Origin of the sequence: Lacihabitans soyangensis, assembly GCF_024343775.1 — a bacterium.
Taxonomy (GTDB): domain Bacteria; phylum Bacteroidota; class Bacteroidia; order Cytophagales; family Spirosomataceae; genus Leadbetterella; species Leadbetterella soyangensis.
Window position 1 is genome coordinate 182490 of sequence record NZ_RJUF01000002.1, and the last position, 22439, is coordinate 204928.

21 protein-coding genes are annotated in these 22439 nt (G+C 35.8%); 10 read left to right on the plus strand and 11 right to left on the minus strand.

Features of this window, described 5'->3' with window-relative positions:
• Positions 1-12 precede the first annotated feature (12 nt).
• The 3 genes from EGI31_RS01955 to EGI31_RS01965 form a co-directional block, all read right to left on the minus strand.
• On the minus strand, positions 13-1464 hold the full coding sequence (locus EGI31_RS01955) for a hypothetical protein (protein ID WP_255035446.1): 1452 nt from the start codon (positions 1462-1464) through the stop codon (positions 13-15).
• A 79-nt stretch (positions 1465-1543) separates the two neighbouring features.
• Positions 1544-2464, minus strand: coding sequence for a tRNA (adenosine(37)-N6)-dimethylallyltransferase MiaA (gene miaA, locus EGI31_RS01960; protein WP_255035447.1), 921 nt, complete (start codon positions 2462-2464; stop codon positions 1544-1546).
• Positions 2454-3119 (minus strand): hypothetical protein, encoded by a 666-nt coding sequence (locus EGI31_RS01965; RefSeq protein WP_255035448.1) that lies wholly within the window; start codon positions 3117-3119, stop codon positions 2454-2456. Before EGI31_RS01965 ends, miaA begins: the two co-directional genes overlap by 11 nt.
• Before the next feature lie 259 nt (positions 3120-3378).
• Here EGI31_RS01965 and EGI31_RS01970 point away from each other — a divergent pair, with 259 nt between their 5' ends.
• Positions 3379-3996: a hypothetical protein gene (locus EGI31_RS01970; protein ID WP_255035449.1), complete on the plus strand. Its 618-nt coding sequence runs from the start codon at positions 3379-3381 to the stop codon at positions 3994-3996.
• A 102-nt stretch (positions 3997-4098) separates the two neighbouring features.
• Positions 4099-4764 carry a peptidase associated/transthyretin-like domain-containing protein gene (locus EGI31_RS01975; protein WP_255035450.1) on the plus strand — a complete coding sequence of 222 codons (666 nt, stop codon included), beginning with the start codon at positions 4099-4101 and terminating at the stop codon, positions 4762-4764.
• A 42-nt stretch (positions 4765-4806) separates the two neighbouring features.
• Here the strand turns inward: EGI31_RS01975 and EGI31_RS01980 are convergent, their stop codons facing one another.
• From EGI31_RS01980 to EGI31_RS01995, 4 genes are all read right to left on the minus strand, one after another.
• Positions 4807-5748 carry a class I SAM-dependent methyltransferase gene (locus EGI31_RS01980; RefSeq protein ID WP_255035451.1) on the minus strand — a complete coding sequence of 314 codons (942 nt, stop codon included), beginning with the start codon at positions 5746-5748 and terminating at the stop codon, positions 4807-4809.
• A 434-nt stretch (positions 5749-6182) separates the two neighbouring features.
• Positions 6183-7784, minus strand: a complete 1602-nt coding sequence (locus tag EGI31_RS01985) for a M1 family metallopeptidase (RefSeq protein ID WP_255035452.1) — start codon at positions 7782-7784, stop codon at positions 6183-6185.
• A gap of 69 nt (positions 7785-7853) precedes the next feature.
• On the minus strand, positions 7854-9074 hold the full coding sequence (locus EGI31_RS01990) for a sugar MFS transporter (protein ID WP_255035453.1): 1221 nt from the start codon (positions 9072-9074) through the stop codon (positions 7854-7856).
• Positions 9075-9240: 166 nt separating this feature from the next.
• Positions 9241-10080 (minus strand): phytanoyl-CoA dioxygenase family protein, encoded by an 840-nt coding sequence (locus tag EGI31_RS01995; RefSeq protein WP_255035454.1) that lies wholly within the window; start codon positions 10078-10080, stop codon positions 9241-9243.
• Between the two features lie 111 nt (positions 10081-10191).
• Here EGI31_RS01995 and EGI31_RS02000 point away from each other — a divergent pair, with 111 nt between their 5' ends.
• Complete coding sequence (locus EGI31_RS02000) at positions 10192-12165, plus strand: FAD-dependent oxidoreductase (protein WP_255035455.1); 1974 nt, start codon at positions 10192-10194, stop codon at positions 12163-12165.
• A 122-nt stretch (positions 12166-12287) separates the two neighbouring features.
• Complete coding sequence (locus EGI31_RS02005) at positions 12288-13460, plus strand: PQQ-dependent sugar dehydrogenase (protein WP_255035468.1); 1173 nt, start codon at positions 12288-12290, stop codon at positions 13458-13460.
• A gap of 71 nt (positions 13461-13531) precedes the next feature.
• Here EGI31_RS02005 and EGI31_RS02010 read toward each other — a convergent pair whose 3' ends face one another.
• Positions 13532-13948 (minus strand): OsmC family protein, encoded by a 417-nt coding sequence (locus EGI31_RS02010; RefSeq protein ID WP_255035456.1) that lies wholly within the window; start codon positions 13946-13948, stop codon positions 13532-13534.
• Positions 13949-14022: 74 nt separating this feature from the next.
• Positions 14023-14577, minus strand: coding sequence for a Crp/Fnr family transcriptional regulator (locus tag EGI31_RS02015; protein WP_255035457.1), 555 nt, complete (start codon positions 14575-14577; stop codon positions 14023-14025).
• Positions 14578-14837: 260 nt separating this feature from the next.
• Here EGI31_RS02015 and EGI31_RS02020 point away from each other — a divergent pair, with 260 nt between their 5' ends.
• The gene (locus tag EGI31_RS02020; RefSeq protein ID WP_255035458.1) at positions 14838-16175 is read left to right on the plus strand and encodes a PQQ-dependent sugar dehydrogenase; all 1338 of its coding nucleotides are present in this window, start codon (positions 14838-14840) and stop codon (positions 16173-16175) included.
• A 63-nt stretch (positions 16176-16238) separates the two neighbouring features.
• Here the strand turns inward: EGI31_RS02020 and EGI31_RS02025 are convergent, their stop codons facing one another.
• Positions 16239-17459, minus strand: coding sequence for a hypothetical protein (locus EGI31_RS02025; protein WP_255035459.1), 1221 nt, complete (start codon positions 17457-17459; stop codon positions 16239-16241).
• A 374-nt stretch (positions 17460-17833) separates the two neighbouring features.
• Here EGI31_RS02025 and EGI31_RS02030 point away from each other — a divergent pair, with 374 nt between their 5' ends.
• Positions 17834-18703: a sugar phosphate isomerase/epimerase family protein gene (locus tag EGI31_RS02030; RefSeq protein ID WP_255035460.1), complete on the plus strand. Its 870-nt coding sequence runs from the start codon at positions 17834-17836 to the stop codon at positions 18701-18703.
• A gap of 87 nt (positions 18704-18790) precedes the next feature.
• On the opposite strand, the gene EGI31_RS02035 is transcribed toward EGI31_RS02030, so the two are convergent.
• Positions 18791-19081, minus strand: a complete 291-nt coding sequence (locus tag EGI31_RS02035; protein ID WP_255035461.1) for a hypothetical protein — start codon at positions 19079-19081, stop codon at positions 18791-18793.
• 251 nt (positions 19082-19332) lie between these two features.
• Here EGI31_RS02035 and EGI31_RS02040 point away from each other — a divergent pair, with 251 nt between their 5' ends.
• The 4 genes from EGI31_RS02040 to EGI31_RS02055 form a co-directional block, all read left to right on the plus strand.
• Positions 19333-19533, plus strand: coding sequence for a hypothetical protein (locus EGI31_RS02040; protein ID WP_255035462.1), 201 nt, complete (start codon positions 19333-19335; stop codon positions 19531-19533).
• Between the two features lie 1471 nt (positions 19534-21004).
• A complete protein-coding gene (locus EGI31_RS02045; protein ID WP_255035469.1) occupies positions 21005-21196 on the plus strand; it encodes an energy transducer TonB in 192 nt (63 codons plus the stop codon).
• A 129-nt stretch (positions 21197-21325) separates the two neighbouring features.
• The gene (locus tag EGI31_RS02050) at positions 21326-21634 is read left to right on the plus strand and encodes a helix-turn-helix domain-containing protein (RefSeq protein ID WP_255035463.1); all 309 of its coding nucleotides are present in this window, start codon (positions 21326-21328) and stop codon (positions 21632-21634) included.
• 2 nt (positions 21635-21636) lie between these two features.
• Positions 21637-22439, plus strand: an 803-nt coding sequence (locus EGI31_RS02055; RefSeq protein ID WP_255035464.1) for a DDE-type integrase/transposase/recombinase, incomplete at its 3' end; no start/stop codon positions are given.

A 22439-nucleotide genomic window follows, 5' to 3' on the forward strand; every position in this document is an offset into this window, starting at 1 on the left:
ATTGGAAAGCCTTCATTTAACTATGGAGGCTTTTTCTATTTTTACAGTTTTAGTTATAAAATCTGTTTGTCCATTCTTATTGGATGCCTTGAGGTTTATGGGATATTCGCCACTTGTTTTGAAAACCTGAGTAGCCTTTTTTCCAATTAGCTTTTTACCCAAAATCTCCCATTCTAAATCAAATCTCTCCTCCACAATTGCCTCAAATTCTACTTTAAATGGTGCTTTTAGGCTAAGAATTTTAAAAGTAAAAGCAACAAAAGGTGGAAAGCCATTATCCCCTCTAAATTGCACCAAATTTAGGCTATCTTTCATCAAGACCAACATTTCACCATTTTCTTTTTGGGCAATTGCTTGCAAGGAATCTTCTTTTTTGAATAGCACAAAAGGCTCTATATCAATCACTTCTTGGTTATTATTCAATGAAGCCACCTCAATTTCACCAACTTTCGAAAGGCTAAATTGCTTGCCTTGATAATACTTGGGCATACCAACATTGGTAGAATCCTTTTTACACAGAAAAACATTTTTAATTGGAAAAGACGACTCCAAACTAAAATCGTCCATTTCCGCTTTCTGTGAATTCAGCATTTTGACTCTTTTAACTACAGCTTTGTCTTCCCCGAAGTAGAAGTAAAAATAGCCATTGCTTTCAAACTCTGGATCGGCGGTAATATCAACAGCGTTTTTAAGTGAGTCAAACAAACCCAAGGAGATAAGTTCCTTCGAGAGCGTGATATAGTTAAACAATTCTCCTTTTTCTGTTAGAATCAGGCAATATATCGGTGAAAAATACTCTAGAACGATACCTTGATGAAAGTCCTTCGCAATATTTAAAATCCTGAATTCAGAGGTTTCGGGCAAAACATTCTGTTCAATTTTAGACTCATTTTTTAAAGAAACAACCGACTTCACACCGCCAATCAAAGATTTTAAAAAGTCCTGATTTTGAAGACTTTGCATATCTATTTTCAAAGAAGTATAAAACACTTTGTTGGCAAATTCTGAGACTCCAATCCAAGAAATAGCTTTGCCCTCTAAACTCATTAGAACAGGCTTTAGATATTTCGGCACAATTGGATGAATAACCTCTACTGAGGGCATTTTCCACAATGGCGAAAGACCTATATCTCCCAAATCCTGTACCGGAATGAGGTCCAATTCCTTCCGTTCCGGTATTTTATTTTCAACTTTACCAAAAATCTGCTCAAACCAAATCCTTTTGGAATTGCTTCCCTGTATGTCAAAGGAACCAATAACCCCTCCCCCATTTTTGAAAAAAGACACCAAAATTGAATTCTCCTTTACAGAAAGTTTGGTTTCATCAAAATCTAGAAAAAAAACAGCACCATACTTATTTAAGTTTTCGAGACCATTAACTTCTACTAAGTTGACATTAAATGCTTTAGACTTTTCAATCAATAGTTTCTTCGCATCCTCATTCCCTGTTTTATTGGAAAACAAGCAAACGTTTTTTTGTCCAAAAACAAAATTCGACAGTGAAAATAAAACTATGATAAATCGTAAAACCATCCGTACTCCTTTAAATATAACCAAAAATATATTCTAACTTTTCCTCCTTACTTAAACTATCAGGAATCCAATTTATTTTAAATCCTTTGCTTTCCATGCTTCTAAAAAAAGTCATCTGGCGTTTGGCAAAACGATGAATTTCAGTCTCCAATTTTGAAAACATTTGCTCAAAAGTCATTTCTTTTTTCAGAAAATAACTAATGTATTTATATTCTAAACCATAATACTCCAATACTTCAGCACTTACACCAGCATCCAACAAATTTTGAACCTCGGCAAGCATTCCTTGTTTTTCGAATCTAACTTTAAGTCTTTTGGAGATTCGCTCTCGTCTTATTTCCAAAACTGGATTTAAGCCAAAAATCTTATATTCTATTTTTGTGAATTCTGTTTTAGAAAATTCAGGATTTTTCAATAAAAAATCATTTATTTCAATGTGTCTAATCAGCCTTTTTCTACTAGAAAAATTATAATCTATTAAAAAAATAGAGAAGTTATCAAAAATATGCTCATTACTAAGGCTTTCCAATTCTGACCTTAAAATTTGATTAACTGGCACTTGCATCTTCCAAAAGTCGGAAATAACTGCCTGAATGTAAAGCCCAGTGCCTCCGCAAAGTATCGGAAGGGCATTTCTCGATTTTATTTGTTCAAAAACCTCCATGAAATCATTTTGAAATCTGGCCACATTGTATTTTTCGCCTGCTTCGCAAATATCAATCAAATGGTAAGGAATTGTGGCATCATCCTTTGTGTATTCTGATAAATCTTTACCTGTGCCGACATCCATATTTTTATAAACCTGCCTACTGTCTGCACTGATTATTTCCCCATTCAGTTTGTAGGCAAGATTTACTGCCAATTCCGTTTTTCCCGAGGCTGTTGGTCCCAGAATGACTATTAATTCAGTTTTTTGCTCGCTAAAATTCACTTAAAATGTATTTATAACTTCCAGAGTTTACCACCTCAGCATTCGCTTTGTCTTTTAGCTTTACACGGTTCAGGTTTTCGTCTAAACCAAAATACAATGGAGAGGTTTTTTCAACCAAATCAAAGCCTAATTTAGAGAAATTTTCGCCATCGGACCAATCTGCATCTATGTAAGTCATGATATTTCCCGGAGTTTTTTCTTTTATAAAATACCTTATCATTTTTGAAAATCCACCAACAACATTATAGCCGTTTAGGTTAGCAAACCTTATGAGCTCAAAAGACTGTACAATTTCGTCCCCCAGGTAATATTTTTTGGCCCCAGAAAAGGTCATAACCGCCAATAACAATTCTTCAGATTCTGGAGTAAAAGTCCCTTGCAAAAGCCTGTAATAGGTTTTTGGTAAATACAAACCGTATTTGAGCTTTGCCCCAATAGACTGCTGTAAATGATTCTGGTTCAAAAAATCCTCAGCAACGTGCCGATTAATTCTGCGGACCTTACAAACTCTGGCAGGAAGTTTTTGGTTTAATCCCAAAACAGAACTCAATCTGGAAATGACTATTTCGGGATGTTTAAGCCATTGGTCTTTCCATAAATTGATTGGCTTTTCAGTAGATCTAAAATCCTCTGGAATGGTTTCGAAGTACTTCACCTCAACTTTTCCGATCCGAAAAAAGGAAGAATCTAGCAATTTAAATTCAATTTTGTTTCGATTAAGAAACCCTGAAAAATACGAAACAAAATCTTCTCTTACCATTCTCTACGCTTAAACTCCATTACAATTTTTCATAAAAATATAATTTAATTTTCAGTTTTGTCGTTATGAAGTTTAATATTGGCAGCAAAATTGATTTTATAAACTATTGAGAGAAAATTTTACGAATCGGAATCACTAAAATCATAAACTCAGAATGAAATCATTCTTTTCAATTGTCATTATTATTCTTGCATCTTTGGGCCTATCCTCGGCCCAATCGAAACAATATCTCAAGGAGGAAGCAGACGACTACTTCAAGGTTGGCCGGTATTGGGATGCCTTCTTTTTGTACAGAGACTTGGCAAAAGTACCTGAATTTCAGGGAGATTTGAGCATTGAAAACCAGATAAAAAATAGTTCGAGAGCGATGTATCTTTGGAAAAAAACCGAGGATTACCGAGCTTTTAGAAAGTATGAAATGGCCAAGCAACATTTAAGTGATTTGTTGGTCATCAATCCTTATGATCCCAACAAAAACCTACTGCCACGTCTGACACTCGAGCAAGCCACTGAAATGCAAAGGCTGGCGATGTCGCAACGAAATCCACAAGCTATTGCCGATATTTTAACTAAGGCTGTAAAACTCTATAATTTGGCTTTGGACGAAGGTTTAAAAGATGAAATGGTGTTCTCATTAATTAAGCAATGTGAGAATGTTTTAGAGAAAAACAAATACTCAAACATCAAACAACCCACCACTTACGGCATAAATTTCGAAAAAGAAAAAGAAGCCGAACGAACCCGGACGGTAGAAATTATAAAGAACTTGTGATTTTTTTAAAAATAGCTTTAAAAACTTAAGGTTTGGCCGAATATGAGCAGCACAAAATACATATTAAATATCACCTCGCCATGTAGTGAAAAATGGTCGGAAATGAATCAAATGGACGGGGGTAAGTATTGTTTAAATTGCTCAAAAAAAGTTATTGATTTTACCAATTTAACGGATAAGGAAATAGTTGAGCTTATTCTAAAAAGTGATTCCAAAATTTGCGGGCATTTAAAGAAAAATCAAACCGGTAGGGCTTTACAGATTCAAAGTAAATCATCCTGGGTAGGTAAATTTATAAATCTAATAACTGGCTTAACTATCTTTTCAACTACTGATAACGTTTACGCAAAAAAAGAAAAGTTTGAACAAATTCAAACTGTTGCAGCAGTAAAGGAAGATAAGACCAACATTACCGCATCTATTACTGAAAAGGACAGTTCTATTCTAAGTCTTAAAGGAAAAGTAATTGATGGAATGGATAAAAGCCCACTGCAGGGTGCTGTTATAAAATTGAATAATATAAAATTTGAAACCCTATCAGACCTAAATGGACTTTTCGAATTTCAAATTCCCGATTTTCAAATTAAAGAAAAAATTGTTCTGGAAGTTTTTTACGTTGGTTTCGATGTCATCACAATCACTATTCCAAAAGCAGATTTTCATTTAGCAAAAAACCTAATTTTAGAGCTGACGCCTTCACTTTCTGGAGAAATAATAGTATCTAAAAGCAAATGGTGGAAAAGAAAGGCTAAAAACTGTAACCCCTAAAGTATTTATTCTGGAAAAATCCATGAATTCTTTAAAATAAGTTTAACAACCCAGTAACTTTTCTAAATAATGAAAATCAATCCCAAATCTTGATTTTAAAGCTCTTACTTCTTTGAGTTTTTCAGTTTTCTTTTTTTCGTCCAATCCTTTAAAAACAGCCGAAATCATCAGATTTTTAGGAGTATGTTCTGAATTAATAAATTCAAAAACTTTGGTTTGGTAACCATAAGCCTCTAAAATCAAAGCTCTTATGAGATCGGTCAAACTTTCTGAAAGTCGCTCTTCCAATATTCCGAATTTCGTAAGGAGCTTTAATTCATCGAGTGGATTTATTTGCTTTCTTATCTGCTTATGACAGCACGGAGCCACCATTATTATCTTGGCGTTGGCCTTTATTCCTTTAAAAATGGCCTCGTCTGTGGCGGTATCACAAGCATGCAGGGCTATCAAAACATTATTTCCATTTGTTTCGGAGTTTTCTATGGTTCCTTGAACAAAACTTAGACCTTCAAAATCAGCCTGTTGAGCAAGATTGTTACATAAATCCACCATATCTTGGCGGTACTCAATGCCTTTCACAGAAGCTTTTTTACCCAAAATTCGCGTTAAGTAATCATACATCGCGAAAGTCAAGTAACCTTTTCCAGACCCCATATCTATTACCGAAAAGTCATCTTTTAGGTCTGAGGAAGCTATGCTTTGAGAAAAAAACTCAAGATATTTATTAATCTGAACGAACTTGTCTTGCTTGTCGGTCTTCAATTTTCCCTCATTCGAAAAAACTCCGAGAAGTCTTAAAAATGGAGCATCTTCAACAATTCTGTTCTTGATTTTGTTGTGGGTTTCCGCAATAGGCCTTTCGGCTTCCAGTTCCTTTTTAACCAACTTGGACTTCCCCTTTTTATCAAAAATCAGATGATAGGAGGCGTTTTTTAAAAACAAGTCGGCTTGTAAAAACTGATTACCCATTAATTTAATAATCATCTCTTTAGCTTCAGGAAACTCGAAATTTTTCGTTACATCTTTTGTTGGATACCTGAAAACAAAAGACAATTTCCTCTCATTTTTAGAAACAAAAGGCTTTATATAAATAGCTTTAATTTCACTATCAACGATATTTTCAGAAATTATTTTATTTTTAAAACTTATTGTTATTTTTGAAATTATATTATTTTCAAAACTTTCTGAAAATACAGATAAAAATTGAATTAAATTCTTTTCCAATGGAGAATGCTTTATTTTATGCAAAAATACGGGAAATATGCAGGTTAAAAAAGGTAGATGGTCTCTTTGATAAATCAAAAAAGACAGAAACGGTCAGGCTGAGCTCGTCGAAGCTACACTCCGATTTGACATACATCACGTCCCTTCGACAAGCTCAGGGAGACAGATGATGCCAAAAAGAGTAATTCTTAGCCCTATTCAACATAAAAATTCCTATCGGCCTTCAAGGCTTTACCTTTGAGTTTTTTCCAATCGGTGGTAGGGTAGACAAATTGTTCCATTCCATCAACTGAAACCTTTATGGGCATATCAAAACCTGAAACAACATTCTCCCATCGGTAGGAAATCATTCCTTTTGAAGATTTTTGAGCCAATTTAGGCACTTTTGTATTTCTGAGATATTGGTCGAAAACTTTGGAGAAATTTATTCCGGATTTGGAAGAAATATAATTCTCTATTTGCTCAGTTGTGACGGTCTGATGGTAAAAATCTTTATTTAATCCTCTTAAAATCTGTCTAAATTTCTCGTCGTCATTGATCACCTGTCGAATGGTGTGTAGCATATTACCGCCCTTATAATACATATCGCCCGAGCCACGCTGATTCACGTTGTACTTCCCAATAATAGGGCTATCGTTTGTGATATTTGCCCTTGTTCCTATCACATAGTCTTGTCCAGCAGATTTGCCATAATGGTACTCGGTAAAAAGAGTCTCAGAATAATTGGTAAAACTCTCATGAATCCACATGTCGGCAATGTCTTTGTAAGTGATATTGTTCGCAAACCACTCATGACCACTTTCATGAATGATAATAAAATCCCACTTACTTCCCCAACCGGTACCAGACAAATCTCTGCCTAGATACCCATTTTTATATTTATTTCCATAAGTTATACTGCTTTGGTGTTCCATCCCCAAGTATGGAACCTCCACCAGTTTGTAACCATCCTCGTAAAATGGATAAGGTCCAAACCAATGTTCGAAGGCCTGTAGCATTCTTGTGGCGTCTTTAAATTGTACTTTGGCTTTCTCTAAATTATAAGGCAACACATAATAATCGCATGTCAAATCTCCCTTTTCTCCTTTGTAGGTTTCTCCAAAATGTACATAGTTCCCGATATTGAGGTTTACACCATAGTTATTGATTGGATTTTTGACTTCCCAAGTAGAGGTTCTATTCCCTTTACTGTCAATACACATTTTGGTAAGTCTGCCATTAGAAATATCTGACAAACTATCAGGAACGGTTACAGTCATTCTTAAACTATCTGGCTCATCGTACATGTGGTCTTTGCATGGCCAAAAAACACTAGCACCCAAACCCTGGCAAGAGGTGGCCACAAAATCTTTCCCATCGTCGTCCTTAGCCCATGAAAAACCACCATCCCAAGGTGCACGTTTGGCTATAAGTGGTTTCCCTTCAAATGAAATACTCAGTGAATTCCGATCTCCAACTTTCTGTTTATCAGCAAGTTTTATAAAATAAGCATTCTCACCTCTTTTTGTAAATGTCAGCTTTTGTCCGTTTTGCTCGATATAGGTTATCTTCATCGGAAACTGCAAATCAATCTGCATGCTCTGATTTTCGCTGAGAACTTGGTAGGAAATAGAATTTAAACCTTTTATGAATTTCTTCTTGGGGTCTACATCAAAAACCAAATCGTAATGTTTGAGATCCCACCAAACACGCTCTGGGGTTATACTTCCTCTTAGTGAATCCTCAAAAGTAAGACCTTTCTGTGCAAAACCCTGAAATCCAACAAACAACAAAACTAACAAATACTTTTTCGACATAAATCTGTTTTTAAAATCCAATGCTTTTGATAAAAATAGATAAAAAACATGGAAATGCTACCGCAAGTATTACCAATTTTTCTTTTTGTGACCCAAAGTGGCATAATACCATAAAAACAGGTATAGTGGCACCAGTAACCAATAACCCAGTTGGGTGCTGTACAAATCCGACAATTTACCATAAAGCAACGGCAATAATGCTCCTCCAGCAATCATCATAATAAGCAATGCCGAGCCTAATTTGGTGTATTTACCCAAGCCATCCAGAGCCAGGGGCCATATTGCCGGCCACATAATAGCATTGGCTAGTCCAAGAAGAGCAATACAAAATACAGATGTAAAACCACCTGTGAATAAGGCAATTGCGGTAATTATTAAACCAAAAATTGAAGAATATTTTAACCAATTTTGCTGTGAAACATATTTCGGTATCAAAAATATACCAGCCACGTAACCGAGCATCATAAACCAGAGTGTATAAGTGCCGAAGTCCTTGGCCTCGGATTCAGGGAAGCCCAAGGAAATACCATAAGAAATAATAGTATCGCCTGAAATAACCTCTAAACCCACATAGGCAAACAAAGCCAGCAGTCCCAAGACCAAATTTGGAAACGCAAAAATGCTTGATTTGCTAGAGGCTCCTTCACTCACACCTTCTTGCTCCTCAGAGACTTCGGGAAGACCTTTTGAAAATAAAATCACCACTGCCAATACCACCAAAACCCCTGTAAGAATCATATAAGGCAATACCACTTTGTCTAGCTGTTCGGCTGTAGAAACAGCACTGGCCGCCACCGAACTCCCTGCCAATAGCAAACCTCCGAATACTTTCTGACTAATGATACCAGCAGTTTTGTTGGCAATTCCCATCAAACTGATTCGCTGAGCCGCACTTTCACGAGGTCCCAAAATAGTCAGATAAGGATTTGAGGCTGTTTGTAGCAAAGTCAAACCTATACCAATAGTAAATAAACCACCTAAAAACAGTGGGTAAGATTCCATTTTAGCAGCTGGAACAAACAATATGGTGCCAATGGCCATAATGAAAAGACCAAGCGACATGCCTTTCTTGAAACCCACGATTTTCAAAACCGAGGAAGATGGAATGGCCATCACGGTGTAACTGATAAAGAAAGCGAATGTCACCAGATATGAGCTCGAATTATCAAGTCCAAACGCGTTTTTGAAAAAAGCGATGAGTGTACCGTTTACCCACGTCACAAATCCAAAAACAAAAAACAGTAGCCCGATAATAATCAATGGCCCGATATAAGACTTATTCTCTTTCATTTAATTAGGGTTTTTAAAATTTTTTAAAAATAGTCACAAAAATCGAAAAACAAAAAATAGAGGAAATAAAACATTCAAGTGATTGTTAGAACAAACTATTGAAACAAAAAAAACTGCAACCTCTGAGAGGCTGCAGTTTCAATATTAAGTTGATATAAAGACTTTATTAAGCCTTAAAAAGTCTGAACTCAAGAGCAACTCTGGTGAGATCTTCTTCTGCATTTATAGCCATACCATGTATCAGGTGCGACGAAAAGAACAAAACCTCACCGTCTTTAACTTCGGCTCTCTCCAAGTCATGACTTCCACCCCATTCTTTTATCATTCTTACTCTATAAGTATTACCTTCTACTACGCCACCGTCATAAGTACGGACAATTTCGGCCTCACTCAATTGGTGACTACCAGGCACCATCGGTAATGAAGAATTCTCTGTAACTCCGGCTATCGGAATCCAAAGGTTTACAAATGGCGGTATGTAATCGTTTTTATCAACTTCTTCATAAATATCTTTGTGTGGGGGATTGTAATCGTTTGATTTTGGACGATTTATCCGCACTATGATATGTAGCTTTTCCTTTAATTTAGGGTCCATGTCTGTCAAAGAAAAACCGAGAAGTTTCTCAAACTTAGGAATCATCTCTTCTATCGGGAAATTAAAATCCGCCGAAAATAAATCACGCGTACGAGAAACTACCTTATAATGATCTTGATTTTCGCTAACAAAATGATGGTATTTTTCTAAGGTAAATCCCTCTGTATCCAACCCCAACTCTTCAGTTATTATTTTTTTTACACTGGCAGTTAATCCAGTTTTCAAATATGCAAACTCTTCATTTGAAAGAAATCGTTCAGAGGTATAACCTTTTTTGTACCAAGGTTGGTTATAAACAATATCGGTATCGGCATTTGATAATACAATGTCTTTTCCAGTTCTAAATTCAGGACAACCATCAATAGAGACAGCATAAGTCTTACCATTGATTGCAAAATCTGTAGTGGGCATGAAATTTCGTTTTTTTGCAAAAATAAAAATAAAAAATTATTTAAATTTATGATGAATGTCTTAAAATTACTTTTTCTTAGAATTTTTGAAATTTAATATCCCTCCGCATCCATGAGTATAAAGATTTTTATCAGGTTAATTCTTATCCTTCTATTTACTGGAAAAGTATATGGTCAAACCTATGATATTTGCGTTTATGGAGCCACTTCGGCTGGAGTTATGGCGGCATACACTGCCAAAATACAAGGAAAATCTGTCATACTTCTTGAGCCAAGTACACATATTGGTGGACTTACCACGGGAGGCTTGGGCCAAACCGACATTGGCAACAAGTATGCTATAACTGGCTTATCAAGAGATTTTTACAGAAAGATAGGTCAGCACTATGGCAAATTTGAGCAATGGACTTTCGAACCAAAAGTGGCCTCAAAAATTTTTAATGATTATTTGAAAAAAGCCAATATGGAGGTGAAGACTCAAATGGAATTGATAAGTGTCTTCAAAAACCTTAACTCAATAACAGCCATTGAGTTGAAGAATCCAAAAGGGCAATTGACAAAAATAAGGGCAAAATATTTCATAGACTGCACTTATGAGGGCGATTTGATGGCAAAAGCGGGTGTTTCATACACCGTAGGGAGAGAAGATAATCGAAAATACGGCGAAACCTGGAATGGCGTGCAAATGCTTGACAAACATCAGTTTCCTGATGGCATTGACCCTTTCAAAATAGCAGGTGATTCAACAAGTGGACTTTTATGGGGAATAAGTCAAGGAAAATTAGCACCAAAAGGCAGTGGCGATGAAAAAGTACAGGCCTACAACTTTAGAATGTGCTTGACAGATAGCATGCCAAACATGATACCCATTACTGCACCTGAAGATTATTACCCGAGCAGATATGAATTATTGTTGCGGTACATTGAAAAAAAACAACCTTATGAACTCAACTGGGCATTGATGCACCTACAACCCATGCCTAACCGCAAGCTGGATATCAATAATTCTGGACCTTTTTCTTCAAATTTAATTGGAGGTAATTATGATTACCCGAATTCGAATTATGCCCAAAGAAAAGCTATCCAAAAAGCCCATGAGAACCACATAAGAGGATTTTTCTACTTTCTTGGAAACGACCCAAGAGTGCCAGAACATTTGAGAAACGAAATGAAAAAATGGGGGTATCCGAAGGATGAATTTATAAATAACGGACACTTTTCGCCACAAATGTATGTGCGTGAAGCCAGAAGAATGATTAGCGATGTAATTATGACCGAAAAGCACTGTGTGGGAGAAGAAACTGTTAGCGACGGAATAGGCATGGCGGCTTACACCATGGATTCACACAATACTCAACGAATTATAGTAAAAGATGCAGATGGAAAATACCAGGTAAAAAACGAAGGTGATGTGCAGATGGGATTAGGCGGACTTGACCCCTACCCTATTTCTTACAAAGCCATAATTCCCCAAAAAACAGAGTGTAACAATCTACTGGTACCAGTTTGTTTGTCAGCATCACATATTGCTTTTGGCTCTATTCGTATGGAGCCCGTGTTTATGGTACTGGCACAATCAGCAGCTATGGCCGCAGTATTGGCGGTAGAATCGAAAAAGAACCTTCATGAAATAGACATACCGAAACTACAAAATCTCTTAAAAAGCAATCCATTGGCAGACGGCTCAAGGCGAGAAATATTGATAGACAATAGCTTTGTAAATCAGTTTTCGGCAATCGGCGACCACGAAGTTATCAAGAAACAATATGGTAGGTATGGGAAAGACTTTGTAAAAATGGGATCAAAAAGTGAGGCCATTTTTTCTACCAAAATCGACCAAGGTGGCAATTACGTGCTCCAGCTCTATTTCCCGAAAAGAGAAAATAGCTCAGAAAAATTAAAAATCTTGGTGAAATATGGTGAAAAAATGATAGAGAAAGTGATTAAAGTTGATTCAGAGGCAAACGACTGGTATGAATTCGGAAATATCAACTTTTTGAAAAATCAAGATGTAAAAGTGACCATCAGCAGTTTATCAGGCAAGGAATTTATAGCTGATGCAATACTTTTTGTACCTTTGCGGTAAATAATTTTTAAACTAATAAAAATATTTTAACGTTTTCAATAAAACCAAAACAATCAACAATGAGTAGTAAATTTTTAATCCCAATAATTGGAATCGGGTTATTTTCATTGAACTGTACAGGCATGCCAAAATCGGAGCCTGAACTGGAGGTATCTACGGATAGCACCATTGCCCCTGTAGAAACTAGGGAACCAAACTCACCCAAAAACAAGCCCGCTTTTGTAGGGCAAACACGTGTAAATGGCGTAAAAACAGCCACTAAGTTTACCACCAAAGTTTTAACAGAAAATCTTAGCTCGCCATGGGGACTCACCTCTTTACCCGACGGCAGACTTTTGATTACTGAGAAATCGGGCAATTTCAGAATAGCCAAAACTTCTGGCGAATTGAGTGACAAAATCACTGGACTTCCAGCTGTAGATAGCGATGGTCAAGGAGGTTTGCTTGGTGTAACCTTAGATCCTGATTTCGAGAAAAATAGAATGGTATATTGGGTATTCTCGGAGCCAGTAAGTGGTGGAAATCATACCTCAGTAGCGAAAGGAAGGCTAAGCAACGATGAAAAGAAAATAGAAAACGCAACAGTAATCTACAGAGCTACCCCAGCACACAGAGGCAATCTGCACTATGGTGGTAGAATATTGTTTGACAAGAATGGATATCTTTTTGTCAGTACAGGAGAGCGATCTGACCGCAGTACGCGTCCTCAAGCCCAACAATTGAACTCTAGTTTGGGTAAAATAATTAAAATTACTACCGACGGGAAACCAGCACCTGGCAACGCATTAGCAAGTGTTGCAGGTGCAAGACCTGAATTATATTCTTATGGACATAGAAATGTCCAAGGCCTGACCATCAATCCTGTGGATGGAGAACTTTGGTCGAATGAGTTTGGACCAAGAGGCGGCGACGAAATAAATCATGTCGTGCCTGGTAAAAACTACGGTTGGCCAACCATTACTTACGGTATAGAATATGCTGGAGGTAAAGTGGGTGACGGTATTCAACAAAAAGAAGGTCTGGAACAACCAGTTTATTATTGGGATCCGTCGGTTTCACCTTCGGGCATGACGTTTTATACTGGCAACCAAATCCCTGAATGGCAAAACAACCTTTTTGTAGGGTGTTTGAGCGGAATGCATATCAACAGATTAGTGATCAAAAACAACAAAGTAGTAGGAGAAGAAAGACTTTTGACTGAAGAATATCAGCGTTTCAGAGATGTACATCAGGGAAAAGATGGTGCTTTGTATGCTGTAACTGACCAAGGAAGATTATATAGAATCGGGAAGTAACCAAATATTTTACAATAAAAAAGCCACTGATTTAAGTTTCAGTGGCTTTTTTGCTTATTAATACTTACAGATCAAGCCAATTTAGCGGTCAAAGTAATTTCAGTTTTGAATAATCTCGATATTGGACATTTCTCTTTTGCAGCAGCGGCAATGGTTTGAAACTGCTCATCACTGATATTTGGAATGGTGGCGGTAAGGTCTAAGTTAATGCTCACAATACTTCCGTCTTCAAAATTAACCTTTGCCTCTGTATCGATATTGTCAGCCGTAAATCCAGCCTCATTCAACAAAAAGCTGAATTGCATAGTAAAACAACCTGCGTGTGCTGCACCAATTAGTTCCTCTGGATTTGTGCCTACTCCATCGGCAAATCTGGTCTTGAAAGAATATTGAGTTTGGTTTAAAACTGTACTTTGTGTAGAAACAGTACCTGTTCCTTCCATTCCTGTCCCTTTCCAATTTGCTGAAGCTCTTCTTGTAAATTTCATTTTCTTTATTGTTTAATTATGCTACAAATGTCAAGTATAAAAACGACTTAAATTTTAACCTAGGTTAAAATCGTCTATTTATCCAACAATCTTTTTCGGATTCTACTCAGAGAAGGTCCTTGAATACCTAAATAAGAAGATATATGATACAGTGGAATATCGTTGATGAGGTTGGGGTGTTGTTTCACAAAATTTAAATATCGCATTTCGGCTGACTGAAAAAGTAAACTTTCTGTTCTGTCAAAAGCAATGTTGGAAGCTTGCTCGGCCAAAATTCTACCGAAATGCTCCCATGCATGCGAGGTTTTATACAAATGAATAAGGTCGTCATAGTGGATAAAAACTACCTTAGCATCGGTCATGGCCTCAGTGTGATAATGGCAAGGCACTTGATTGATAAAACTGGCAAAAGACACCACCAACTGATTGGCCGAGTAAAAGAAGATATTTTTCTCTTCGCCGTTCTTTTCTTCAATGTGATAAGTTCTAAAAACACCAGCCTCCACAAAACCCAGAAATTTACAAACCTGACGAACAGAATTATATGCCTCGCCTTTTTTGTAATATTTCGTCTGCCATAAACCTTCAGAAATAGAGAAATCTTCAAGTGTCATGCTCGAGAAACTCATAAGGGACTTTTGAAGGAAGGATGTGTCGTCTTTTACCATACAAATAAATTGAATGTCCGAATTTACAAATTATATGACTCAAGCGTTATCTTTTTTCCATGATTCCTTTTTTCCATTGAAAAGCTTACTCCGATGATATAAATACTGCTCATACTAAGACATTTATTTCAGCGTAAAAGGTTCACCATCTAAAATCTTGCTAAAAAATTAACTAAAATCCATTAATCTACGTATATTAACTATCTTTAAATCAAAGCTATATGAAAACTATAATTTTACTTTTGGTATTAACATTATATATTAAATTCCCATCTATTTCCCAACCTAACCTCCAGCTGAGCCTTTTTGCAAAAAACTTTGGTGGAGTTCTGTCCATTAAGCACGCAGGCGATCAACGACTTTTTGTGGTTGAACAAGCTGGTATAATAAAAATACTCAACAAAAATGGCACAGTAAACGCCACACCTTTCTTGAACATATCTACCCAAGTAAGAAACAGTGGAGAACAGGGCTTGCTGGGATTGGCATTTCATCCTAATTATAAACAGAATGGCTACTTTTTTGTAAATTATATCAACCAGAGTCAAAACACAGTGGTTGCTCGATATCAAATATCAGCAACGGACAGTTCTTTGGCCAATCCGCTATCGGAAGTTGTCCTTTTTACCATTACGCAGCCTTTCTCTAATCACAACGGTGGCGACCTCCACTTTGGTCCAGATGGGTATCTTTATATCAGTTCGGGCGATGGTGGCAGTGGGGGAGATCCACAAAATAACTCGCAAAACTTAACAAATCTTTTGGGCAAAATCTTGAGGATAGATGTCAATAGTACTAGTGGGGGGCTCAACTATGCCATTCCGTCTGGTAATCCGTTTGCTGATGGACCTGGGGGAAATGCAGATGAAATCTGGTCCTACGGTCTTCGAAATCCGTGGAGATTTAGTTTCGACAAACTCACTGGTGACATATGGATAGGCGATGTAGGCCAAAATGCCTATGAGGAAATTGACTTTGAACCTGCAAACCAAACTGGAGGTATAAATTATGGTTGGCGATGCTATGAAGGTACCCACGCCTACAATACCACCAACTGCAATAACTCCTACACTCCACCTGTCTTCGAATACGCCCATGATCAAGGTTGCTCCATAACGGGCGGTTATGTTTACAGAGGTGCCAATTATAATGAATTAGTGGGTCGATATCTTTACGTAGACTTCTGCACTGGCAAATTATGGACACTAAAAAAGGTAGGTTCCAATTGGGTGAATGAGCTTGTTTTTCAAAACTCCTCCAGAAACTTTACGACTTTTGGGGAAGACTTGACTGGGGAATTATATATCGGTACAATCAACGGTGAAATTTACAAGATTTGCGAAACGTCATGGGCTTCGAGCTATCCCAATTTGAGTCTCAATGATAATCCGATACTTTCAAATACCTACCAGGCTGGTCAAATGTTGGGTTCATCAGGTGTAGTTCCCACCAATTCTCAAGTAAAGTTCTACGCATTTGGCTCCATAAACCTATCACCGGGCTTTCGAGCTGAAAATGGCTCTGTATTTTTGGCAAATGTGAGTGGGTGTATTCATTGATAAAAAACTTTTGATTTTGGTGCAAAGAATTTTCAAGCTAAGCTCTATTTATGCTTGAACTTTTTAAAACTTATATGATACGCCCAAACTAATCCAATACTGCAAATTGGTTTCATTAAACTGCATAGGAACGTCCTTGTTAATGAAGATAATGTCGTCTCGCGTTGCAAAAGTGCCATACATCCAGTTGACTCCAAGGTCGACTTTCATTAACCATTTGTCGGTGACGAAATAATCTAAATTGACTCCTCCATTAAAACCCACCTTAATAGGAGACCATCTAAATTCACCGTTAGTTAGCTCATATTCTTGCTTTGTATAACCTCTAAAGTCCCTATAGGTAGAAAACAAATCTAGCTTTGCATTCTTAGCATAAAATGCCAAAGAGGGCCCAACATAAAACGAAGGAATGAGCTTTTGAAATTCTTGACTTTTGAACTTGTAATGCAGTTTATTGCTAATGAAAACGTTGGTATATGATATCGCTTTAAAAAACATGGTATCCAAAGCATCAATAGACTTTTCACCATTGAAGATATACAATTGACTGGGCCTCATGTTCTTACTATTGATTCTTTGAGAAAAAATCTCAGCAGAATAAGTAAACTTACCAAAACTAGCTGGCTGAAATTGAAAATAAGGTGTAACTGTAGTGTTTTCGGGTAAGCTTACCTTCCATTCTAGGCTTTCATAATTGGCCTTTGTATTTAATAGTTTTAACCCAAAACCAATCACTGGCTTACTCTCATCAAATGTCCTTTTTTTGTTTTGAACAACAGGATTGCCACCCATTCTTTCGTTTAGTTCCTTGAATGTATTCAAAATTACGCCATGCGTAAACCTATAGCTCGATAAACTATTGGCAATTTCGGGACAATCACATGATATTTTTGCTAGTTCTGTAATATACTGTTTGAAGTATTTCTCAGGTATTTTAGACAATTTACCCTCATAAAAAGAATAGTAATTGATATAATCGAAACTCTGAAATAGCGAAACTTTCCCAGCAACAAGTTCCTCAAAATAACCAAGTTTGCCTTCCAAATCTAAAACCCTATAAGTTCTATTCTCGATCACAAACTTTTCTACTTTCGTGAGATCGAGAACTCCCTTACCACTTTCTAAAACTGTAAAATTGTCTTTGAACTCCAATTTTGTGTTTCTAAAAGAATTGTTCTTTTGATAAACTGTAGCGGTTCTAAAAATCCCTTTCTGTCCGAAAACATTTAAAAAAGGGGTATTTAATATTAAAAAAACTGTCAGACCTAAAAGCTGTTTCTTCATTACTATTATTTATTTGGTATGGTTCGCTGTAGTTACCTCAAAAAAAAAAAAAAATTTCCGCTCAAATCTGAACGTAAAACAAAATCATATCCAGAGGCGTCATTTTAGACTTTTGAGAATAAATCCCCTACCCTTAAACTCCCTCAAAAGATATTCCAAAAGCTTTTAAATTGAAATTTTTCGTGTGAAAAATAACCAAAATTCAATAAAATCTTTTTCCCACAGAGGAATCAATTATTAACCTTAGACAAATGGGCAATTCATCGAACAAAACCATCGATACGTCAAAAAAATCTTCGATAATTGATATATTTCTGTAATTTGCGACAAAAATATAATATATCTTAACCAGGGTTAATCATTAATTATCTATCATGAGAAACAGTTTTTTATCTAAGATTTTGATAGCCATCTTGTTGCTATCTGCGAGTTCGAGTCTATTTGCACAAAAAAAATGGGGTGGCATGACCCTATACACGGTCAGAAATGAAATGGGCAAAGATGCCAAAGCCACTCTGAAAGCAGTGGCTGATTTGGGTTACAAATACATAGAGGCGGTTGACTATAAAGATGGTAAATTCTACAACATGACTCCAGCTGAATTTAAGACTTATACCAAAAGTTTGGGCTTAAAACCTATCAGTATTCACATGGGAGCCATGACTACCAGTAATGCCGACAAACTCATAGACGACGTAAAAGCTGCTGGTTTTAAATACTTTGTGGCACCTGTACCACCAATGGGCATGTTTAAGTTTGACCCAAAAACGCGTTCACTTTCTATGACTGAGGATGTAGAAAGACTTACTTCGGTATTAGACACTATCTCAAGAAAAGCCCACGCTGCGGGATTGAAATTTCTTTACCACAACCACGCTTTTGAGTTTGAGAAAAACAGCAAAGGAATTGTACCGATAGACTACATGTTAGAAAAACTTGACCCGAAATACGTGAACTTCCAAATGGATTTGTATTGGGTAACCAAAGCCGGTGTTGACCCAGTTTCATATTTTCAAAAATATCCAGGTCGTTTCAAGATTTGGCACGTGAAAGACATGGATGACCAAGGGCGTTTCGCACCGGTTGGCAAGGGCAAAATAGATTTTGGACGTATCTTGAAAAACGCAAAACTATCAGGTATGAAATACTATATAGTGGAGCAAGACCAAGTGTTCGACGGAATGGACCCGATGGAGGCCATTAGACTGAGCAAAGAAGGATTGATAAAATTTGGGTTTAACTGATCTGAACCAAATTCTATAAAAAATGCAGTGTTTTCACAGAGAACACTGCATTTTTGTTTAAGAAACAACCGAACCCTGGTACGCCGCTCAATTTCCAGCAAAAGGAGTACCGAAAATACCAACAGCCAACTCCGCCCAAACCAAAAATAAAGTCGCGAGAATTCCCAAAATCACAAATAACCGGACATTCCATTTCTTAACTTTACGGATAGCCAGCTCCACCAAAAGCCCCGTACCGAACAACAAAACAGCCGCAATTGCAAAATCACTTGCGGTCCAATGGACCTCCGAAGTAAACTGCATAGCCACCAACGGTACACACAATAAGGCTGAGGCAATAGCCAGAATAATGATTAAGCTCTGATTTTTTACTAACATAGTTTTTAAATTTAGATTAAATTAAAAAGTACTTTGAATTACAAAGTAAAATAATTCCTTTTGATGTTGCAAGAAAATAGAAAGGAATTTTAGAAGTCTTTCAAACATTAATGCGACAAAAACTTTAAAATCCTGTTCATGAAAATAATGTAAAAAAAAAAGCAAAATCAAGTCCTAAAGAATTTATTATGTGACAATTACCGTTTTTAACCGCAAATAATAACTTTAGCTTATGCCTTAAAATAAATCCAATGATAAATACAAATTTCACCTCGAAAGACTATCCTTACGGTATTTTCATGATGGCAGTTTTCGCATTTGTTTGTATCGCCCTCGCGGCAGCAGTTTTGATTTTTGTGTTTGAGGAAAGAAAAAAGATTAGTGATTTGGAGCTAAAACCCTTATTTATTATTCCTTCGACCAAATTTCTAGAAACTTTTAAGAACTTATAGTTTATACGTTTTGTGTATTTATTAGCCACTTAATTGAAACAATTGGCAAAATTTACTTGAAATGATTTCATTCCAAAAGAGAAATGGCTTAACTAATTTCCTCATTTGCCATTTTAGATTATAAAATATCTACAATTTTATCTAATTTTATATCTACACTTTGTTTCAACAATACTAACTAACATTTGAAAAAAGCATTTGTATTTATTTACTTTCTTTTGATTGTATTGGATTTCGTGTTTAATTCACTTCAATTGAAATGGTATTTTCTCATTACCAAAAACGCAATTCCCTTATTTTTGATATTTTCATTTGCTAATTCCAAAAATTACTCACTTAACAAAAACGATTTTCTTTTAATCGCTGCACTTATACTTTTGTCAATCGGCCTTAATTTCAGTTACTTTTTTCATACCGAAGCTATTTATTTGCCAGTAATAACTATCATTTATTTTTTTGAAATTCAAATACACCTCTATTTGATACTAAAAAAACTCAAAAGGATCGAAACGAAAAGGACAAAAGTATTTACTAAAACCTTCTTGATTTTCTCCTTGGGACTATTCTTTATCATTGTATTTTTCCCATTCTTTTCCTTCAATTTACAAATACTCTTTTTTATTCGAGTTTTTCAATATGCCTATTTTATCTCGCTGGTCTTTGGCAACAAAAAAATAAACCCCCAAATTTCTTTGAGCCTCTGGTTCATAATCCTTTCCAACGTTGCATTATTGGCTGATTTAGTGATATTCAAATACGATTTTGAATACATAATTATTATGCTCTTCTTTTACTCATCCAAATTCTTTTTTGTAAATGGATATTTGAATTTCAATAAGCCGTTGCGATTAAATGGAGGTGAAATTTCTTCTATTAAAATCTAAAGTTCTATAGAGCTAGAGTGAGATTCTTGAAAAAAGTCAATGTAAATAAAAAAAAATGATGCCTTTTGGCTTCAATCATTGTGTGAAAATATATTCCAAATGAATAAAAAAATGAAATTTAAATTCACAGTATTTGCCATATTATTGCTTAATTTTAGTTTCGATCAAAAAACAAAGGAGGTTTTTAATAAAAAACCAATGAAATATATGATGTACTCCAATCTGACAAACAGAAAAGGCATGGATATTATAAAAAATATGGTTATTGCAATAGATTAATAACCGAAGGTTTTTTCAAAAACAATGTTAAAGATAGCATTTGGGTTTTCTATAATGCGGAGTCAGAAATAATTCAAAAATATGATTACCGAATAAAATGATGTTGTGTATTACAAATTAGAAGATTGGGAGAAAAAAAGAAAAGTATAAAAGTATATCTGTTAGATTCAATTACTGAAAATATTACATTTACTTTGGACAGAGCTCCATTATACTTGGGCGGATTGTCAACACTTTTCTATCGTTTAGGGACCACCATAAATTACCCCTCTGAAGCCCAAAGAGCGGATAAATAGGGAATTTCAGAAATAAGTTTAGAAATAGATAAATCAGGTAATACAAGCAATTACAAATATGTAAAAAGTATAGGTTATGGAATGGATGAAGCAGCCATGAGGGTTTTGAAAGAAATTTCGTCCACAAACTGGATTCCAGCGGTATATCAAGGCAAAAAGTTAAAAGTTGAATATCATTTCCCTGTTGTGTTCAAACTTGACTAAAAAACACAAACGACTTCAAAATCCAACGCTCGCAAAAGATCAAATCTTAAAAACAGTTTTAGAAATGATTTCATCCCGATAAATATTAGGACACAAAAATAGAGTTTTAACTTTTAATTTTGTGTCATTATGAGTAAGCATCGTCAAAGCTGGAGTCAGCAACAGAAATTACAGATAATTTCCTTTTACAAAGAAAAAGGTATTGGAGCAGCGTCTGCTGAATTTGGAGTATCCTCTACAACTATTTACAACTGGGAAAAGATTTTAGATCAGACAGGAGAGTCAGGTTTAGAATCAATTAAGAAGTCAGACAAGGATTTAGCAATCAAGCGATTAGAGCGTGAGATTCGAGAGCTTCGCAATATAGTTGCCGACAATGCTTTGGAGCTGAGAATAAAAGATGAGCTTTTAAAAAAAAGTCAATTGAAAAAGAGTTAAAAATGGAAGTCGCTATTGAATTTATTAGCCAGGGATTTCCAATTAGAAACGTCTTGAGCCATTGTGGATTATCGAAGAGTTCATTTTATTATAAACCCTCAGATGGCAAAGCTGGAAGAAAACCTTATGCGACTATATATGATTCTAAAGGTAGAGAAGTGACAGAATCAGCAATTGTTGGACGTATTAAGTTATTGTTCGCCAAGCCTTTTGTTGACTATGGAGCTTATAAAACGTTTCGTCATTTAGTGGACAAAGAAAAATATAGAATAAGCAAACACTATGTTTATAAATTAATGAAAATCAACAATTTACTTAGAGGAAGCAATCCGATTTCGAGTAAAAAATCAAATCGAAACCGAGTAAAAGATTTGATTCCCAAAGTGGAGACAGAGTTTAGTTTTTTTGAATTTGACATTAAATATGTCTGGGTAAGTGGCCAACGTAAAAGTATGCAAGTATTAACGATCTTAGATATATTCAGTAGATTTAATATTGGCCATTACATGGCTTACAATATAAAAAAAGAAGATGTAATAAAGCTATTTGAAAAGGTCATTGCTGAGTTTGGATTGCCTAAAAATTTTATAGTAAGAAACGATAACGGTAGTCAATTTATAGCAAGTGTGGTGCAAGATTTTCTAAAAAACAATGGCATTACACAGGAATTTACAAAACCAGGTACACCGCAACAAAATGCTCATATTGAATCTTATCATTCAATTATGGAAAGAACTGTCTGTCAGAGGTTTGAGTTTGAAAATATAAAAATAGCAAAAAGAACAATAGACGAATTCAGAGAATT

What these genes read in the sequence shown, in the direction of transcription:
- EGI31_RS02050 (WP_255035463.1), top strand. Translation starts at nt 21,326, where the DNA reads ATGAGTAAGCATCGTCAAAGCTGGAGTCAGCAACAGAAATTACAGATA.
- EGI31_RS02040 (WP_255035462.1), top strand. Translation starts at nt 19,333, where the DNA reads ATGATAAATACAAATTTCACCTCGAAAGACTATCCTTACGGTATTTTC.
- EGI31_RS01990 (WP_255035453.1), bottom strand. Translation starts at nt 9,074, where the DNA reads ATGAAAGAGAATAAGTCTTATATCGGGCCATTGATTATTATCGGGCTA.
- EGI31_RS02030 (WP_255035460.1), top strand. Translation starts at nt 17,834, where the DNA reads ATGAGAAACAGTTTTTTATCTAAGATTTTGATAGCCATCTTGTTGCTA.
- EGI31_RS01995 (WP_255035454.1), bottom strand. Translation starts at nt 10,080, where the DNA reads ATGCCCACTACAGATTTTGCAATCAATGGTAAGACTTATGCTGTCTCT.
- EGI31_RS01970 (WP_255035449.1), top strand. Translation starts at nt 3,379, where the DNA reads ATGAAATCATTCTTTTCAATTGTCATTATTATTCTTGCATCTTTGGGC.
- EGI31_RS01980 (WP_255035451.1), bottom strand. Translation starts at nt 5,748, where the DNA reads ATGATTATTAAATTAATGGGTAATCAGTTTTTACAAGCCGACTTGTTT.
- EGI31_RS01975 (WP_255035450.1), top strand. Translation starts at nt 4,099, where the DNA reads ATGAATCAAATGGACGGGGGTAAGTATTGTTTAAATTGCTCAAAAAAA.
- EGI31_RS02020 (WP_255035458.1), top strand. Translation starts at nt 14,838, where the DNA reads ATGAAAACTATAATTTTACTTTTGGTATTAACATTATATATTAAATTC.
- EGI31_RS02005 (WP_255035468.1), top strand. Translation starts at nt 12,288, where the DNA reads ATGCCAAAATCGGAGCCTGAACTGGAGGTATCTACGGATAGCACCATT.
- EGI31_RS02035 (WP_255035461.1), bottom strand. Translation starts at nt 19,081, where the DNA reads ATGTTAGTAAAAAATCAGAGCTTAATCATTATTCTGGCTATTGCCTCA.
- EGI31_RS02010 (WP_255035456.1), bottom strand. Translation starts at nt 13,948, where the DNA reads ATGAAATTTACAAGAAGAGCTTCAGCAAATTGGAAAGGGACAGGAATG.
- EGI31_RS01985 (WP_255035452.1), bottom strand. Translation starts at nt 7,784, where the DNA reads ATGTCGAAAAAGTATTTGTTAGTTTTGTTGTTTGTTGGATTTCAGGGT.
- EGI31_RS02000 (WP_255035455.1), top strand. Translation starts at nt 10,192, where the DNA reads ATGAGTATAAAGATTTTTATCAGGTTAATTCTTATCCTTCTATTTACT.
- EGI31_RS02015 (WP_255035457.1), bottom strand. Translation starts at nt 14,577, where the DNA reads ATGAGTTTCTCGAGCATGACACTTGAAGATTTCTCTATTTCTGAAGGT.
- EGI31_RS02025 (WP_255035459.1), bottom strand. Translation starts at nt 17,459, where the DNA reads ATGAAGAAACAGCTTTTAGGTCTGACAGTTTTTTTAATATTAAATACC.